Annotated in this window: 18 protein-coding genes; 7 read left to right on the forward strand and 11 right to left on the reverse strand. The window is 69.2% G+C overall.

Going from position 1 to position 16,413, the window contains the following annotated elements; translation table 11 throughout:
* The 4 genes from Q0672_RS08290 to Q0672_RS08305 form a co-directional block, all read left to right on the forward strand.
* On the forward strand, positions 1-317 hold a 317-nt coding region (locus Q0672_RS08290; protein WP_298621551.1), incomplete at its 5' end, for a transposase.
* Between the two features lie 470 nt (positions 318-787).
* Positions 788-2,110 (forward strand): dicarboxylate/amino acid:cation symporter, encoded by a 1,323-nt coding sequence (locus tag Q0672_RS08295; RefSeq protein WP_298621552.1) that lies wholly within the window; start codon positions 788-790, stop codon positions 2,108-2,110.
* 200 nt (positions 2,111-2,310) lie between these two features.
* The gene (locus Q0672_RS08300; RefSeq protein WP_298621553.1) at positions 2,311-3,945 is read left to right on the forward strand and encodes an ATP-binding protein; all 1,635 of its coding nucleotides are present in this window, start codon (positions 2,311-2,313) and stop codon (positions 3,943-3,945) included.
* A gap of 80 nt (positions 3,946-4,025) precedes the next feature.
* A complete protein-coding gene (locus tag Q0672_RS08305; protein ID WP_298621554.1) occupies positions 4,026-4,667 on the forward strand; it encodes a Clp protease ClpP in 642 nt (213 codons plus the stop codon).
* On the opposite strand, the gene Q0672_RS08310 is transcribed toward Q0672_RS08305, so the two are convergent.
* From Q0672_RS08310 to Q0672_RS08335, 6 genes are all read right to left on the reverse strand, one after another.
* Positions 4,664-5,239, reverse strand: coding sequence for a membrane integrity-associated transporter subunit PqiC (locus tag Q0672_RS08310; protein ID WP_298621555.1), 576 nt, complete (start codon positions 5,237-5,239; stop codon positions 4,664-4,666). The genes Q0672_RS08305 and Q0672_RS08310 overlap by 4 nt on opposite strands.
* Positions 5,240-5,247: 8 nt before the next feature.
* Positions 5,248-5,760 (reverse strand): DUF3617 domain-containing protein, encoded by a 513-nt coding sequence (locus Q0672_RS08315; RefSeq protein ID WP_298621556.1) that lies wholly within the window; start codon positions 5,758-5,760, stop codon positions 5,248-5,250.
* On the reverse strand, positions 5,757-7,409 hold the full coding sequence (locus Q0672_RS08320; protein WP_298621557.1) for an MlaD family protein: 1,653 nt from the start codon (positions 7,407-7,409) through the stop codon (positions 5,757-5,759). The genes Q0672_RS08315 and Q0672_RS08320 overlap by 4 nt, the downstream gene beginning before the upstream one ends.
* Entirely contained in the window at positions 7,402-8,052 is a 651-nt protein-coding gene (locus Q0672_RS08325) for a paraquat-inducible protein A (RefSeq protein WP_298621558.1), read from the reverse strand. Before Q0672_RS08325 ends, Q0672_RS08320 begins: the two co-directional genes overlap by 8 nt.
* Positions 8,049-8,687: a paraquat-inducible protein A gene (locus Q0672_RS08330; RefSeq protein WP_298621559.1), complete on the reverse strand. Its 639-nt coding sequence runs from the start codon at positions 8,685-8,687 to the stop codon at positions 8,049-8,051. The genes Q0672_RS08325 and Q0672_RS08330 overlap by 4 nt, the downstream gene beginning before the upstream one ends.
* A gap of 138 nt (positions 8,688-8,825) precedes the next feature.
* Positions 8,826-9,413 carry a type II secretion system protein N gene (locus tag Q0672_RS08335; RefSeq protein ID WP_298621560.1) on the reverse strand — a complete coding sequence of 196 codons (588 nt, stop codon included), beginning with the start codon at positions 9,411-9,413 and terminating at the stop codon, positions 8,826-8,828.
* Between the two features lie 267 nt (positions 9,414-9,680).
* On the opposite strand from Q0672_RS08335, the gene Q0672_RS08340 reads away from it, so the two are divergent.
* From Q0672_RS08340 to Q0672_RS08350, 3 genes are read left to right on the forward strand one after another with little or no spacing between them, the layout of a single operon-like run.
* Complete coding sequence (locus Q0672_RS08340) at positions 9,681-10,307, forward strand: SCO family protein (protein ID WP_298621561.1); 627 nt, start codon at positions 9,681-9,683, stop codon at positions 10,305-10,307.
* Positions 10,304-10,639, forward strand: coding sequence for a hypothetical protein (locus Q0672_RS08345; RefSeq protein ID WP_298621562.1), 336 nt, complete (start codon positions 10,304-10,306; stop codon positions 10,637-10,639). Before Q0672_RS08340 ends, Q0672_RS08345 begins: the two co-directional genes overlap by 4 nt.
* Positions 10,591-11,859 carry a hypothetical protein gene (locus Q0672_RS08350; RefSeq protein ID WP_298621563.1) on the forward strand — a complete coding sequence of 423 codons (1,269 nt, stop codon included), beginning with the start codon at positions 10,591-10,593 and terminating at the stop codon, positions 11,857-11,859. The genes Q0672_RS08345 and Q0672_RS08350 overlap by 49 nt, the downstream gene beginning before the upstream one ends.
* A 3-nt stretch (positions 11,860-11,862) precedes the next feature.
* Here Q0672_RS08350 and Q0672_RS08355 read toward each other — a convergent pair whose 3' ends face one another.
* The 5 genes from Q0672_RS08355 to Q0672_RS08375 form a co-directional block, all read right to left on the reverse strand.
* A complete protein-coding gene (locus tag Q0672_RS08355; protein ID WP_298621564.1) occupies positions 11,863-12,693 on the reverse strand; it encodes an alpha/beta hydrolase in 831 nt (276 codons plus the stop codon).
* A gap of 183 nt (positions 12,694-12,876) precedes the next feature.
* On the reverse strand, positions 12,877-14,736 hold the full coding sequence (locus tag Q0672_RS08360) for a multicopper oxidase family protein (protein ID WP_298621565.1): 1,860 nt from the start codon (positions 14,734-14,736) through the stop codon (positions 12,877-12,879).
* 345 nt (positions 14,737-15,081) lie between these two features.
* Positions 15,082-15,312: a PEP-CTERM sorting domain-containing protein gene (locus tag Q0672_RS08365; protein ID WP_298621566.1), complete on the reverse strand. Its 231-nt coding sequence runs from the start codon at positions 15,310-15,312 to the stop codon at positions 15,082-15,084.
* 10 nt (positions 15,313-15,322) lie between these two features.
* A complete protein-coding gene (locus Q0672_RS08370) occupies positions 15,323-15,778 on the reverse strand; it encodes a hypothetical protein (protein ID WP_298621567.1) in 456 nt (151 codons plus the stop codon).
* 121 nt (positions 15,779-15,899) lie between these two features.
* Positions 15,900-16,413, reverse strand: a 514-nt coding sequence (locus Q0672_RS08375; protein WP_298621568.1) for a histidine phosphatase family protein, incomplete at its 5' end; no start/stop codon positions are given.

Consider the following 16,413-nt stretch of genomic DNA (forward strand, 5'->3'; position numbering starts at 1 on the left):
GGGCCGACAAGGGCTACCACGTGAAAGACTTCGTCCAGCATCTGCGCGAGCACAACATCCGGCCGCACATTGCCCGGATCGACGGACGCACGACACCAGGGCTCGACGGGCGGACTACCCGTACCGAGGGTTACAAGATCAGCCAGCGAAAACGAAAGCGCGTTGAGGAGATCTTCGGCTGGCTGAAGACGGTGGGCGGAATGAGAAAGACACGCTTCATCGGTCAGGCGAAAACCCAGATCGCCGCTTACCTGTCGGCGGCGGCGTACAACCTGCTGCGGATCGCCAAATTGCAGTCCGCGGGGAGCGCGGCATGATGCAGCACCCGGAATCGGGTGAAAACCCATTCCCCAGCCCATTCGGTGGGCATCAAAACGGGATTAGGAATCCAATTCCGGGAATGAAGTCATGAGAAATCGGATGGCGAGAGGTCGTGCTGGCCTGGGTTCTCGGGGTTTTGCATCGTCCTGTTAGGCATAGACGCACAGGGGCGGGGTGTCGCGGCACGACGACGGAATGTGCGGGCGGTGCCGTAGGGCACGCACCTGTAGGTCGGACTTCAGTCCGACATCGTCGGTTGATCGGGCGGAGTTGTCGGACTGAAGTCCGACCTACAGGGTTCGCGGTGGATCGGGTTCGGGTGTCGGGCTGAAGTCCGGGCGACGGGCGCGGCGTCCCTCGGTTTTCCACAATAGGGCCGCCCCCAATGTGGACGTTCACAATTTTCCGCTTCTCCCCGTGCGGCGAAGATGCCGGCATGGAATCAATCGCCGGAGGAGAGGTCGTCATGGAACAACAGAAAAAGCAGCCGTTCTACAAGATCCTGTATGTGCAGGTGCTGTTCGCCATCGTGTGTGGCGTGATGCTGGGGTATTTCGAGCCCAAGCTGGGGGTGGATCTGAAGCCCCTGGGTGACGGCTTCATCAAGCTGGTCAAGATGATCATCGCGCCGGTGATCTTCTGCACTGTGGTGCACGGCATCGCCGGCATGCAGGACATGAAGAAGGTCGGCCGCGTGGGCGGTAAGGCGCTGCTGTACTTCGAAGTCGTCTCGACCCTGGCCCTGGCGATCGGCCTGGTGGTGGCCAACGTGGCCCAGCCGGGCGCGGGCTTCAACGCCGACGTGACCACCCTCGACACCAAGGCCATCGGCGACTTCACCGCCAAGGCCAAGGCGCAGACCACCACCGAGTTCATCCTCAACATCATCCCGGCCACCTTCGTGGATGCCTTCGCCAAGGGCGACATCCTGCAGGTGCTGCTGCTGGCGATCCTGTTCGGCTTCTCGCTGGCCGCGATGGGCGACAAGGGCAAGCCGGTGTTCGACTTTGTTGAGCAGATCTCCCACGTGATGTTCGGCATCGTGAACACCGTGATGAAGCTCGCTCCGGTGGGTGCCTTCGGCGCGATGGCCTTCACCATCGGCAAGTACGGCGTGGCCTCGCTGGTGCCGATGGCCAAGCTGATGGGCGCGTTCTACCTCACCTGCTTCCTGTTCGTGGTGCTGGTGCTGGGCGCCATTGCCCGCTACACCGGCTTCTCGATCTTCAAGTTCATCAAGTACATCCGTGAAGAGCTGCTGATCGTGCTGGGCACCAGCTCCTCCGAATCCGCCCTGCCGCGCCTGATGCACAAGCTCGAGAAGCTGGGCTGTGCCCGCTCGGTGGTTGGTTTGGTGGTGCCCACCGGCTACTCCTTCAACCTGGACGGCACCAACATCTACATGACGATGGCCGCCCTGTTCATCGCCCAGGCCACCAACACCGAGCTGACCCTGACCCAGGAGCTCACCATCCTCGTCGTGGCGATGCTGACCTCGAAGGGTGCCAGCGGCATCACCGGCGCCGGCTTCATCACCCTGGCCTCGACCCTGGCGGTGGTGCCGACCATCCCGGTGGCCGGCATGGCGCTGATCCTCGGCATCGACCGTTTCATGAGCGAAGCCCGTGCCCTGACCAACTTCATCGGCAACGCGGTGGCCACCGTGGTGGTGTCCCGCTCCGAGAACGAGCTGGACATGGACACGATGCACAGCACCCTCAACGGCGGCCTGCCGGAAACCCATGCCGAGCCGGTGATGGTTGCGCCGGCGGTTGCAGCATCCCGATAAGCATTTCCGGCACTTTTCGTGTAAAACCGGCCCGGCGTATGCCCGGCCGGTTTTTTAACGTCCGAGCGTGACGCATTTGGTATTCCAAGGGCGCGCATACCCTTGGCGGTCTGGCCCGTTTAATGCGAGCCTTCCGCCTGTGGAAAATTTAACAGTTTCTTGCCAGGCCCTGCCTCCGATCCGCCCCGACCCATTTCGGCATGATTCGTGACTTGAAGGCCGCGGCCCTAGACGGGCTGCGTTTCCTGCCCCTGTTCCTGGGATTCATCGGCCTCTACTATGTCCTCGACAAGGTGAGCTTCGGCCATCCGTTGTTCGGGCCGAGCATCACGCCGTGGAACCCGGCGCCGGCCCTCGGGCTGGTGCTGGTGATGCGCTTTGGCCGGATGGCCTGGGCGCCGCTGGCGATCGCCGTGCTGCTGGCCGAGATTGGCGTGCACGGCCAGCTCGTGTCGATCTGGGTTCACGTGGTGCCGGGACTGGTGCTGGCGACGGGCTACGCCCTGCTGGGCGAGGTGCTGGCCCGCCGGCTCCCCCGCGACGCGCTGCTGGACGACCGCCGCACCCTGGTGGCGTGGCTGCTGCGGGTGGGCATCGGTTCGCTGCTCATCAGCCTGGCCTATCTGCTTTCGCTGCGGGCGGCCGGGCTGCTCGCCCCCGCCGGCTGGTGGCCGGGGCTCAAGCATTTCTGGGTGGGCGACGGAGTCGGCATCGCGGTGATGATGCCGCTGCTGCTGTGGCTCACCAGCAAGCGCGGCCGTCGGCGCCTGCAGCGCACGGTGCTCAACCGCGAAAGCATCGGCTACGTGCTGCTGGGCGTGGCCACCCTGTGGCTGGCGTTTGGCGTGGGCGGGCATAGCGGCTTCAAGCTGTTCTACCTGCTCTTCCTGCCCATCGTGTGGGCGGCGGGCCGGCAGGGCATGGCCGGCGCCATCGTGTGCGCGGCGCTGCTGCAGATCGGGGTGATCGTGGCGATGCGGGTGCTCCAGTACAGCGCCGTCACGGTGGCCGAGCTGCAGATCCTCGCGATGGCGATGGCGGTGGTCGGCTTCTTCGTGGGGGCGGTGGTCAATGAACAGCGCCGCACCACCCAGGATCTGCGCCACAGCCTGCGTCTGGCGGCGGCGGGCGAGATGGCCGGCGCCCTGGCCCACGAACTGCATCACCCCCTCACCGCCCTCTCCGCTTACGCTGGCGCCTGCGAACAGCTGATCGAGCGGGGCGAGACCGGCGAGCAGCTGCACGCGGCCGTGCGTTGCGTGCAGCGCGAATCCGCCAAGGCCGGCGACGTGGTGCGCCGGCTGCAGGATTTCTTCCGCACCGGCGACCCCCAGCCGGAAGTGCTGGGCCTGGCGGCGCTGGTCGAGGCCGCCGTTGCGCCCTACCGGCTGCGCGCCGAGCAGGCCGGCATCCGCCTGCGGGTGGCGCCGATGCCCGACGTGAGCCTGATGGTCGATCGCCTGCAGATGGAAGTGGTGCTGCGCAGCCTGCTCGCCAACGCCTTCGATTCGGTGGCCGACAGCCCGCGCCAGCCGCGGCGGATCTGGATCGCCGCCTGGAAGGACGGCAGCGCGCAGATCTGCCTGCGGGTGGAGGATTCCGGCTCCGGCCTCACCTCCGAGCGGGCCACCAACCTGTTCGACCCGCTCGATGGTGCGAGCAGCGTGGGGCGCGGTTTCGGGCTCGCCATCAGCCGCGCCATCGTCGCCACCCACGGCGGCCGCCTGTGGGGCGAGGTGGCCAATCACGGCATCTTCAAGATCGAGCTGCCGGTGCTGCCCGGCGACACCGCGCCGCCCTCCACCAAGCCGGTCTTCAACGAGAGCGACATCTAGCCCCGGCGGGGCTTTCCGCGTTGAACCCGCCCCGCGCCAGTTGCATACTGACCGGGTGTGCATTTGCGGAGGATGCAGCCATGGTTCAGCGCAGCCCCGGCCGGCGGCCGGAAGACGACGAAGTCGAGGACATCCCGCCCTTCGAAGGCCTGGTGCGCTACGAGCGCCACGTGCCGATCCATCAGGTTTCCTACTACCTGTGCGGCGAGATCCATGAGCCGCAGCACTACACCGAGCTGTTCTACACCCTGCGCACGGCGGCCCAGACCGACCTCATCTACCTGCACATCAACTCGCCGGGCGGTGATTTCAACACCGGGCTGCAGATCATCAACAACATGCTGGCCTCCGAGGCCCACGTGATCACGGTGCTGGAGGCGCGGGCCTATTCGATGGCGGCCTTCATCTTCCTGTCGGGGGACGAGCTGATCGTCCATGACAACTGCCAGCTGATGTTCCACACCTATTCGAGCAGCTTCGCCGGCAAGGGCAGCGAGCAGGCGGCCGAGGTTCATGCGCTGGGGAGCTGGTTCGAGAAGGTGACGACCCGCATCTGCACGCCCTTCCTGAGCGCCAGCGACATCAACCACATCCTGCAGGGCAGCGATTTGTGGATGGATTCCGACGAGATCCGCCGCCGCCTGGGGCGCATCAAGGCCAACAAGCCCAGGGCCACGCCCCGCAAGCCGGCGGCCCGCAAGAAGGCCGATCCGGTCGATTAGGGGCGGATTGGCAGCGCCGACACGATGTCGGCGGCCAGCGCATCCACCAGCCGCCCGTGGGCCGCGGCGAGGCCGTCCCAGCTGGGCTCGCGGACGGTTTCGGTGGCCGAGAAGCGCCGGCTCACCACGTCGTGCCCGCCCTTGCGCAGCGTCCACACGGCTTCCAGCGTGACCCGCTCGAAGCCGTCGGCGTCGAAGCGCAGCACGTCGATGGGCAGGGTCAGGTCGGGGTCGGCGATGCTCGCCTGGGGCCACGCCACGGCGCGCACGTAGGCGCTGTGGCGGGCCACCTCGACGGCCACCCGGCGGGCGATCTCGGTCTTGAGGGGCGCGGCCCAGCGGTGCTCGTCCGACACCTCGGCGCGGGCGCCGCCCTGCTGGCGGACGATGTGCAGGCGGTCGATGGCGGCGGGCACGCCCACCGGGCCCACCACCAGGCTGGCGCCGGTGGCCGACGGCGCGACGGCCGGGGCCGGCGGCAGGGGGCCGAGGGTGTAGTGGCGGATCGGCGGGGTGCTGCTGCAGGCGGCGAGCCCGGCGCACAGCAGGGCAATGGCGAGGAGGCGGTTCATCGTGGCGGTCATTCCTGGCGGGTGGCGGTGCTGCAGGCGGCGATCCAGCGGGCGTCGGTGTCCATCTGGATGTCGCCCTGGGCCGAGTGCATGTTCACGCGGGTGCTCATGCGCTCGGGGCCGTCGAGGGTGGTTTCGAAGTCGGCGCTGCCCTTGGGCTGGCTGCAGTTGAGGCGGCCGCGCACCTGGTTGCCGCTTTTGGTGATGCTGGCGAGGGTGCAGTTGCCGTCCGTGCGGCCGGCATAGACGCTGTCCTGGCGGGCCTGTTCGGCGGTGATGCAGCTGCGCACCGTGCCGTCGCTGCCCAGCTGCACGCCCTGGGCGGCGAGCTGCTGGCGCAGTTGGCGCTGGACGTCGGGCGGCAGGTTGGCCAGCTGCTGACGGAGCTTCTCGGACAGATCCGGCGCGCCGCCGAGGCTGACCCGCGTGGAGCGGAATTCCCACAGGCCCGGGCGGATGTCCGCGGCCTGGGCGCTGCCGGCGGCGGCAAACAGGATCAGGGCAAGGCGAAGGCGGATCATGGTTTTTCCTCGGGTTTGCCGCGCAGCAGGGCTTCGGGGTGGCGGTCCAGGGTGTCGGCCAGGTGGCGCAGGGCCTGGGCGGCGCGGGAGAGTTCCTGCAGGCTGGCGCGCATGTCCTGCTGCAGCGGGGCGTCGGTGGCCAGCAGCTTGCGGGCGTCGGCGATGGCGGCGCGGGTCTCGGTGATCGCGCTGTGGGCTTCGACGACGGTCTCGCGCACGTCGCCGTTGGTCAGCCCGTCGAGGCGCTTGACCAGCTGTTCGGCCTCGTCGATGGTGCGGCCGAGGCCGGCGATGGCCTTGCTGGTGTCGCGGCCGATCGTGTCGAGGGGCAGCTTGTCGATCCGCGCGACGATGCGCAGCAGGGTGCTCTGGAGCTCGTCGAGGCTGCCGCGCTGGGTGGGGATCAGCGGCGGGTCGCGGTTCCAGTCCACCTTGACCGGCTGTGAGGCGGGGAAGAAATCCAGCGCCACGTAAAGCTGCCCGGTGACCAGGTTGCCGTTGCGCAGCTGACCGCGCAGGCCCTTGACGACGAGCTGGTCGACGAAGGCGCGGAAATCCTTGTCGTGGTAATCCTTGCCGAAGAAGGTGATCTTGGCGTCCTTGTGGCGGGCGCGCATGCGGCCGGGGTAGATCTTCACATCCACCAGCAGGCCCAGGTCGGCGGTGCGGGGGTGGAAGTCGGGGCTGATGGCGGTGACCTCGCCCACCTGGATACCGCGGAAATCCACCGGCGCGCCCACCGACAGGCCGCGCACGGATTCGTCGAAGCGCAGGGTGTAGTTGAGCACCACGGCGTTGGCCTGCTTGAGGGCCTCGGCCCGGCTGGCAAAAAGGGTGAAGGCGTGGTTGTCGGGGGCGGGTTCGGCGCTGCCGTCTTCCGGCGTCTGGAAGGCCACGCCGCCGGCCAGGATGGCGCCCATGGATTCGGTGTTCACCTGGATGCCGTCGGCGCCGATCTTCACGTCCACCCCGCCTGCGTTCCAGAAGCGGCTGTTGGTGGTCACGAAGCGGTCGTAGGGGGCCTTGATGAAGATCTGCACGTCCAGCCGCTTGCCGGCTTCGTCGAGCTTGAAGCCGGTGACCTGGCCGGCCTCGATGCGCCGGAAGTAGATCGGCGTGCCGGCGCTGAGGGAGCCGAGGGTTTCGGCCTGCAGCACGAAGGATTTGCCGGGCACGTCGAAATTGACCGCCGGCGGGGTGTCGAGGCCCTGGAAGTGGCGCCGGTCTTCGGTGGATTTGCCCACGTCGAGGCCCACGTAGGCGCCCGACAGCAGGGTGCCGAGGCCCGACACCGAGCTGCCCGACACCTGGGCGCTGACCACCCAGAAGCGCGTGTCGTCCACCAGCAGGCTGGCGGCCTCGCGGGCCAGGCGGGCGGTGGCGACCACGCCGGCGCCGTCTTCGGCGAGGGCCACCCCGGTGATCTGGCCGACGTCCACATCCTTGTACTTGATGCGCGTCTTGCCGGGTTCGAGGCCGGCGCCGGTCTTGAAAGTGATGGTGATCAGCGGGCCCTGCTCGTAGTAGCTGCGGGCGGCCAGGAACAGCCCGATCAGGAGTGCCACCAGCGGGATGATCCACACCAGCGGGATGCGGAAGCGGCGCGGCGTGTCGACGGTGGCCTGGGGGAGCGCGGCGGGATCAGTCATGGCGGTGGTCGTCGGAAGGGGCGGGCCCGGCGATCGGGTCCCAGATCAGGCGGGGGTCGAAGCTCATTGCTGCGAACATGGTCAGCACCACCACCGCGCCGAAGGCGACGGCGGCCGGGCCGGCCTGGATGGTGGCGAGCCCCTGGAACTGCACCAGGGCGACGAGCAGGGTGATGACGTAGATGTCCAGCATCGACCAGCGGCCGACGAATTCGACCATCCGGTACAGCCGGGTGCGCTGGATCAGGCGCAGGCGCGAGTGGCGCTGCACGCTGGCGGCGAGGTAGATCAGGGCGATGATCTTGAGCAGCGGCACCATCACGCTGGCGAAGAACACCACCGCCGCCAGCGGCCACGAGCCGGACTGCCAGAGAAAGATCACCCCGCTCATGATGGTGTCTTCCTGGCTGCCGAGCAGCGAGGCGGTGGTCATCATCGGCAGCAGGTTGGCCGGCACGTAGAGGATCGCCGCGGCGAGGGTGAGCGCCCAGGTGGTGGCGAGGCTGGCGGGTTTGCGCATGTGCAGCGGCGCCCGGCAGCGCGGGCAGCGCACCAGCCCGTGGCCGGCGGCGGCGCGGGACAGCTGGCCGCACACGTGGCAGTTGAGGAGGCCGGCCTCGCGGGCGGTGAGGTGGCGCGTCACGGGGCGGGCTCCGCCACCGGCGTCTGCCACACCAGGCGCGTATCGAAGGCCCGGGCGGCGAAGGTGAGGACGACGATCAGCGCCGCCATCGCCCAGAAGGCGGTGCCGAGGATCACCGTGGCCAGGTGCGACAGCTTGACCAGCGACACCAGCATGCCGAGCAGGAAGACCTCGACCATCCCCCACGGCTTGACCGAGCGCACCAGCCGGAAGAAGGGTGCCAGCCGCGGCGACACCCGCCCGAGGCGCAGGGGCACCAGCACGATCAGGATCATCGCCAGCTCGAGGAGCGGAAACAGCAGCGTGGTGACGCCCACCAGCGCCGCCACCGGCGCCATGCCGTCCTGCCACAGGATGTGCAGCGCGCTGGCGAGGGTGACTTGCACCTGGCGGCCCTGCATCTCGAGGCCCACCAGCGGGTAGATGTTGGCGAGGATGTAGAGCACCGCGGCGGTGCAGGTCAGGGCCAGGGTGCGGTCGAGGCTATCCGGCGGGTTGCGCGCCAGGAAGGCCCCGCAGCGGGCGCAGCGGGCCGTCTCGCCGGGGGCGAGGCGGGGCTCGGTCTGCAGCAGATCGCATTCGTGGCAGGCGATCAGCGTGGCCGGGAGCGACAGGTGAGCGTCGGGCGCAGGCATGGCGGGGCGGGGCCGGACAAAATGACGGCCAATTGTGCGGTGCGCCACCCCGCTGCGCAAGAGCTTGGCCGAAAAACGAAAAGGGCCGGCATGGCCGACCCTGACGCTGCGCCCGGGGGCAAGCCCCTGCAGGGCAGGCTAGTTGGTGGATCCGGGCGCCGGACCGCTGAGGGCCGGGCCGGTCAGGCTCGGTCCCGGCGGCAGGCCGGAGGCGTCGGACGGCGCTGGCACCCGCTCGGCGGGCAGGGCGTCGTCCCGGCGCGGGGCGACCGCATCCGCCGGCGGCTGGGGCAGGTTGTCCGGTGCGCTGGTGGATGCCTGGTTGGTGGCGGGCCCTTCGCTGCCACCCGCCGGCGACAGCCGCACCACGATCGGCGCGTTGCTGCCCCGCCAGCGCAGCACGGCCCGGTCGGGCAGCACCCGCTCGACGCGGATGTCCTCGCCGAAGGACGAACCTTCGGCGACCAGCACCGGCCGCTTGCCGGCCTCGGCCAGCAGCGCCACCGGCGGCGCCGAGCCGCTGCCGGCGATCACGCCCTGCAGGGTCAGGTTGGGCATCGTCGGGGCCGCGCCGGGCAGCTGGGGCAGCGAGGCCGAGGCCGGGGGCAGGTTGTGGGATGCCACCGGCAGCAGCCCGGCATCCTCGGCGGCCCACAGGCCCAGCACCACCGCCAGCCCTGCGAACACCACAATGCGCTGGATGTGGTCGTAATCGAACCACTTCATTCCGATCTCTCCATCCGGGCAAGGCACGCCCGTGCCCGTTTCCTGACGGACCCACCGAGACACGCTAAGCCGCATGAGTTGTTTTTGCATGGCCGTACCGTATCACCGGGTCGAGCCTATCCTGCTGTCGCGTCACGTGTTTTTACCGTTTTTACGTGATTTAGAGTTTCGTCGGGGCAAGGTGTGGCGCGCATCACGCGAGCAACAGCGCATCCGGCCAGAAAATGGACGGGTGCCCACTTTCTGCATTGCATGCGGAGCCCCGACATGACCTCCAAGCCTTTCTTTACCGTGCGCGTGACGGCCGCGATCCTGCTCATCCTGCTGGCGGTGCCCAGCGGCCTGTGGGCGGCCGACGACCATTCCCACCACATGCACAGCCTGCACGCCGTCTCGTCGGTGAGCCGCAGCGAGGCCGCCTACGCCATTCCGGCGGTCAGCCTGCGCAACCAGGACGGGGTGAGCGCGGCCTTTCCGGCGCTGGTGGATGACGGCCGGCCGGTGCTGCTCAACTTCATCTACACCAGCTGCACGGCGATCTGCCCGCCGATGACGCGGATCTTTGCCGAGGTGCGCGAAGGCCTCGGCGCCGACCGCGCCCGGGTGCGCATGGTGTCGGTGTCCATCGACCCGGAGCAGGACACGCCGGCCCGCCTCAAGGCCTACGCCCGCCAGTACGGCGCCGGGGTGGGCACCGACTGGCTGTTCCTCACCGGCAGCGACGCCGCCAGCAGCGCCGTACAGAAGGCCTTTAACGCCTACCGACCCGACAAGATGGGCCACACGCCGGTGAGCTTCCTGCGCCGCGCGCCGGGCCAGCCGTGGGTGCGCCTCGACGGCATGGCCCAGGCCGACCGCATCCTGGCCGAACTGCGCCCGATGCTCGCCAGATGAGCGCCTCCGCCTTGCGGGCCCTGGCCGTCGCCGCCGCTGCGCTCGCCGCGGGCAGCGCGATTGCCGACGCCACCCTCATCGCCGAGGGCCGCCGGTTGTATCTCGACGGCCAGCGCGCCGACGGCACGCCGATCGAGGGCCGTCGCCCCGGCGGGCCGCTGCTCGCCGGGCGCGACCTCGCCTGCGTGCAGTGTCACCGCCCGAGCGGGATGGGCACGGTGGAGGGCGTGACCCTGGTGCCGCCGCTGGCCGGCGACATCCTGTTTACCCCGGGGCGCCGGGCATGGCGCTGGAGGATCACGCCTTCCGCACCCGGCCGGCCTACGACATGAGCAGCCTGGCCAGGGCGATGCGCGACGGCGTGGGCGCCGGCGGCGCCACCTTCGACCTGCCGATGCCCCGCTACCGGCTCTCGGACCGGGAGATCGCCGCGCTGGCGGCCTACCTGCGCCAGCTCGGCGCCACGCCGCCGCCGGGGCTCGAGGCGGGCGTGGTGCACCTCGCCACCGTCGTCGCCCCGGACGTGCCCGAGCGCCAGCAGCAGGCCATGCTCGACGTGCTGGAGCGCTGCATCGCCAGCCACAGCCCCGCCGAGGGCAGCGGCCGGCGCGCCTGGAAACTGCAGACCTGGCGCCTCAGCGGCCCGGCCAGCGGCTGGCGCCGGCAGCTCGCCGAGCACCAGCGCCGCACGCCGGCCTTTGCGATGGTCGGCGGGATCGGCCGCGACTGGGCGCCGGTGCATGATTTCTGCGAAGCCGAGGGCATGCCCTGCCTATTCCCCAACACCGACGCGCCGGGCCCTGCGCCGGCGGCGTCGATCTACCTCTGGCCGGGCGTGGCGCTGGAAGGCCGGCTGGCGGCCCGCCATCTGCTCGACCAGCCCGCGCCGCCAAAGCGGCTGGTGCAGGTGTTCGCCCCGGGCGACATTGGCCGGCAGGCGGCGAACGCGGCCTATACCGCCTTCGCCGCCGAACGCAAAGGCGAGCGCCGGCTCGACGTGGCGCCCGGCGCTCGCCTGCCGCAGCTCACCAGGGACGACGCGCTGCTCCTGTGGCTGACCCCGGCCCAGCTCAAGGCCTTTGCCGGGCATCCGCCGAAGCTGCCGGCGGGCATCCCCGTGCTGGTGTCGGCGACCATCGGCGAACTGGACAAGGCGTCCGACCCCGGCGCGATTCGTACCATTTTCAGCAACAATCTGCGGGTGATTTATCCGTTTGATGAGCCGAATCAGCGCCTGGCGCGGATGGTCTTCAACCTGGGCGGCTGGATGAGCGGCCAGGGGCTGGCGCTCGCCCGGGACACCGAGCGCACCCAGGGCAACACCTGGTCGGCGTGCCTTGTCACCGCCCGGGCGCTGTACATCCTGCCCAATCCGGCTTCCCGCGCGGCGCTGATCGAGCGGGTGGAGGATGCCTACGCCGGCGCGGTGAGCACCGCCTTCCCGCGCTTCACCCTCGGCCCGGGCCAGCACTACGGCTCGAAGGGCGGCTACCTGATGAAGGTGGGTGCCGACGGCAAGCTGGTGCCGGACGGGGACTGGATGGTGCCCTGAACCTCAGCCCGCGACGAAATCCAGCACGTCGCGGACGAAGCGTTCCTTCTCCCACAGGTGCGGGGCGTGGTCCACGTCCGGGTAGGTGTGGAGGCGCGCGTCGGGAATGTGATCGCGCACGTAGTGGGCGGTGGCGGTCGAGTAGAAGTTGCTCGCGCCGCCATACACCAGCAGCGCCGGCACCGTGATGGTCGGCAGTACGTCCCGGTAGTCGGCGGCGGTGAGGCTCTTCCAGCAGTCGATCAGGGCGCGGGCGTCGAAGCTCGCCAGGCGCTGGCGTGCTGACTGGATGCCGGGGCCGTTCTCTTCATACAGCTGGCGCGCCCGGGCGTTGTGGCCAAAGGCGACGAGGCGCAGCACGGCTTCGGCGAAGTCGGTTTCCAGATCAAGGATGAAGGCAGCGTTCCGTGCTTCATCGAAATCCCCGCAGATGCCGTTGGGCCAGCCGGCGTCGGTGACGAGGCGCGGCGACTGGTCGATGAAGATCAGCTTCGCCAGCCGGCTGTCGCCGAAATCTCGCAGGTATTGCCACAGGGTGAGCGCGCCCATCGAATGCCCGGCGACGACCACCTGATCGAGCTGGTGGTGGTCGAGGAGGTTCTGCAGGTCCCGCGCCATGCGGTCGACGGTGGGGACGCTGGCGGTTTCCAGGTGGTGGCCGCCGTGGCCGCGGGCGTCCCAGCGGAACACCCGGTGGGCGGGCTCGAAGGCGGCGAGGAAGGGGTTCCAGTCCCGGTGGGACGAGGTCCAGCCGTGGAGCAGCACCATCGGCGGGCCTTCGCCGGAAATCTTCACGTGGATCTTTTCGCCGTCGTCGGCCAGGAAGTGGGTCATCGTGCGCTCTCTCTCGGATCGTGGCTGACGCTTGGCCCGGCGCGAAAAAAAGCCGCCCGGCCCGAGGGGCGGACGGCGACGGGCGGCGGACCGGGCGCGGCGTCGGTGGGCGGATTCTGCCCGATTTTTTCCGACACTTCCGCACCCTGGCCGGAGCGGGGCTGCTCCGGCCGGTCCGGTCGCTCAGGCGACGACGAAGCGTCGCATCATCTCGTGGTCTTCGTGGGACAGGATGTGGCAGTGCCACACGTACTCGCCCGGCCGGGTGAAGGTGGCGACGATGCGCGTCACCTGGCCCGGGTAGGCCAGCACCGTGTCCTTGCGGCCCTGCTCGTTGGGCAGCGCCGGGGCGCGGGCGCCGGAGAGGGCGATCCGGGTGAGATAGCCGCCGGTGGCGCCGAAGCCCATGGGCTTGGGCACCAGGGTGCCGGTGAAGCCCTGCCGGTCGAGGACGCGGAAGTTGGTCAGGTGCAGGTGGATGGGGTGGGCGTCCACCGTGGTGTTGTAAATCTCCCAGATCTCGGTGCTGCCCACCGCGATGTTCTCGGTGACCGGATCGGTGTACAGGAAGGTGCCGAAACCGGTGCCGGCCGGGTTGCCGGCAGCCGGATTGACGGTGCCGAGCATGGTCTGCAGGCGGCCGTAGGCGTCGGTGCCTTCAAAGAGCATCAGCTTGCGCACCTTGACGCCGGTGGTGACGGGCGCGGGCAGCGGGCCGTGCACCGGGCGCAGGTTGGTCGGGATCGCGGCGCCGGTGAGCAGCGACAGGCTCCAGCCAAAGAAGCCCAGCTGCTTGGTGACGCTGAAGGCCATCACCCGGTCGGTGGTGCCGGCCACCGGCGGCAGGCCGTTGGGGAAGGGCGTGTTGGCGCTGTTCCTGACGATGACCTTGCCGTGCCACCACCAGATGATCCGCGAGAAATCCACCAGCACGTCGGCCCGTTCGCCCGGGGCGAGGGTGAGGCTGGTGAGGGGCACCGGGGCGTTCATCAGGCCCAGGTCGGTGCCGATCTGCCAGAAGGTGAGCCGGGTGTTGGCAAAGTTCTCGAGCACGAAGCTGAGGGTGAACACGCGGGAATCGGAGCCGTTGAGCAGGCGCAGGCGATAGAGGCGCGGCTCGCAGTCGAAGCGCGGCCAGGGCACGCCGTTGGCGACCACCACGTCACCGAAGAACTCCGGCAGGTGGGTGGGGTTGGGCGCCGAGGGGTTGGCCGGGTCGGTGGCCGGGTAGTTGAGCGCGCCGGTGTTCTTGAACTGGCGGTCCTGGATGCAGATCGGCAGCTCGTAGGGGTAGGCCGGCAGCTGGCCGCACTGGACGAGGTAGTCCTCGTTCTTGTCGCGGATGAAGTAGTTGCCGGCGAGGCCCATGTACACGTTGAGACGGGTCACGCCCAGCGCGTGGTCGTGGTACCAGAGGTGGCCGGCTTCCTGGCTGTTGTCGAAGGTGTAGCTGGCGCTGAACAGGCGGCCCCGGTAGTCGGGCATGCCGTCCTTGTTCACGTCCGGCGAGGACCAGGCGTCCGGCAGGCCGTCGGAGAGCGTGCCCTGGTCGCCGCCGTGGCGGTGGGCGACCAGGGGCACCGGGGCGCGTCCGCCCAGGTTGCCGGGGTTGGCCCAGTCGATGGTGGTGTCCACCGGCAGGCGGTGGGGCAGCGGGCCGGCGCTGTTCATCAGCTCGTTCACGTAGCGCACGGTGACCGGCACGTTCTGGCGCAGGTTGAAGGTGCGGCCGGGGTAGCTCGGTGCCTGGGTGGTGGAGCCGTAGCCCCACAGGGTCGTCTTGACGGCCCGGCCCGTGGACGGGTTGATGAGGCCCAGGTTGGCCTGGAATTCCTGGATCTTCAGGGTGTAGCTGGTGCCCCCGGCGACATCCGGCGCGAACTGGTTGGCCGGGTCGAGCGGGTTGGGCATCGCCGCGGTGAACTGCTTGCTGCGGAGGGACGACAGCAGCGTCGCCGCGGTCTGGGCAAAGCTGAACGGCGAGACGAGCGACGCGAGCAAGCCCGCCCCTCCAGCCTTGAGGAATGTACGGCGTCTTTCCATGGTGAAATCCCCTTGAGTTTTGCAGGCCCGTCGGCCTGAACTCCTGGGAGGCTTCGGCGGGCGTCAGGGCTATTCCCTGTGAAACGAGTATCTCGCCAAATTCGATTTTCAGATGTCAAAAACATCAGAAACTCATTTGACGAAATGATTGCTTACAAATTCCGGGGGTTTCTTGTGCTTTCAGGCAACGGCGGGCGGGTTTTTGCCCGAAATGGGCGTCGGCAGGAGATCTTCGGCGCCAGGGCGAGGCGGCGCAGGGGTGCCGCCGGGCCGGATGAACCGGTTGCCGGCGGCGGGGGGTAACTGGGGAAGATGCCCGGACCGGGGGTGATCCGGGGCGCGGGGTCAGCGGCGGCGCAGCCGGGCCAGGGCGCCGATGCCGGCGAGGGCCAGAAGCGCGCTGCCGGGTTCGGGGATGCTGCCGGTGAGGCCGGAATCGGTGCTGAGTACGAGGTGGTCGAACATCGGAGTGAGGCTGCCGTCGATGGCGATCCGGGTGATGTCGGCGTCGCCCGCTTCGGCGCGGACGATCACGTAGGTGGCGCGGCCGCTGGAGTCGCCCCGATAGCCGGCCACCGAGGACAGATCAAGGGGGCGCGAGGTTGTTGATGGAGATCGTCTGGCCGCCGCCGTCGTTGTCGGAGATGCCGATCCCGAACAGGCGGATGCCCGGCAGGCTGATGGTGAACACCGGGTAGCCCGAGACCGTGGTGGTGATGCCGTCCCAGGCGTGGTTGGGCAGGTCGCGGCCGTCGATGGCGAGAGTCGAGGTGAGGCCGGCAATCAGCGTGGCGTCTTCGAAATTCTCGACCGCGGTGAGGGTGGTGAGGCCCAGCGCGGCGTTGAGGGCGGCGGTGTCGGTGGTGTGGATCGACGCGTCAAAGGCTGACAGCACGTAGGCCTGGGCGGCGCCGGCAAGGCCCAGGGTGGCGACAAGGGCGGCGGCCGCCTGCCGCAGGGCGCGGCGGTGGGGGCGGGGCAAGAGTTCTTCCTTGAGGTCGTTGCTTGGCCGGGGCTGCGCCTTCTGCGGGCGATCGGGCACCGGTGGGCTCCGTTGGGAAGAATGGTCTGCGCGGGACATGCCATTCGGGCCGGACGGTAGCATCTGGCATAATCCGAAAGGCATTCCTGGGTGCGGTGCGCTGCCCGTTGCGGGCAACGTTCTAGCGGTTGAACCAGCGCAGCACGGTGCCCCAGTCGTGGAGATCCAGCCGGGTGACTTCGCCGCAGGCAAAGTCGAGGGTGAGCCAGCGTTCGGGCGGCAGGCCCAGCAGTTCGCCGGCCAGCGCCCGGAGTGGCCCGCCGTGGGCCACGATCACCGCCGCGGTGGGTGCCTCGGCGCGCAGCCCGGCGAGGAAATCCAGGGCCCGATCGGCCATCCGGCGCGGCGATTCACCGCCGGGCGGTGCGAAATCCAGGGGTTCGGACACCCACGCGTCGAGGGCCGCCTGGCCGATGTCGTTGAAGCTGCGCCCTTCCCATTCGCCGAAGTGGATCTCCTTCAGGCGTGGGTCGAGGCGCGGGGTGCCGAGGGCTTCGGCCAGCAGGCGGGCGCGGGCCAGGGGGCTGGCGAAGAGGGCGTAATCGGCCGGCAGCAGCGGGCGCAGGCGCTCGGCCACGGTGTCGGCGGATTCGGCCAGGCCCAGGTCGGTCTGGCCGTAGCAGATCCCCGGCGCC

The sequence above is a fragment of the uncultured Zoogloea sp. genome, assembly GCF_937894855.1.
GTDB classification, from domain to species: domain Bacteria; phylum Pseudomonadota; class Gammaproteobacteria; order Burkholderiales; family Rhodocyclaceae; genus Zoogloea; species Zoogloea oryzae.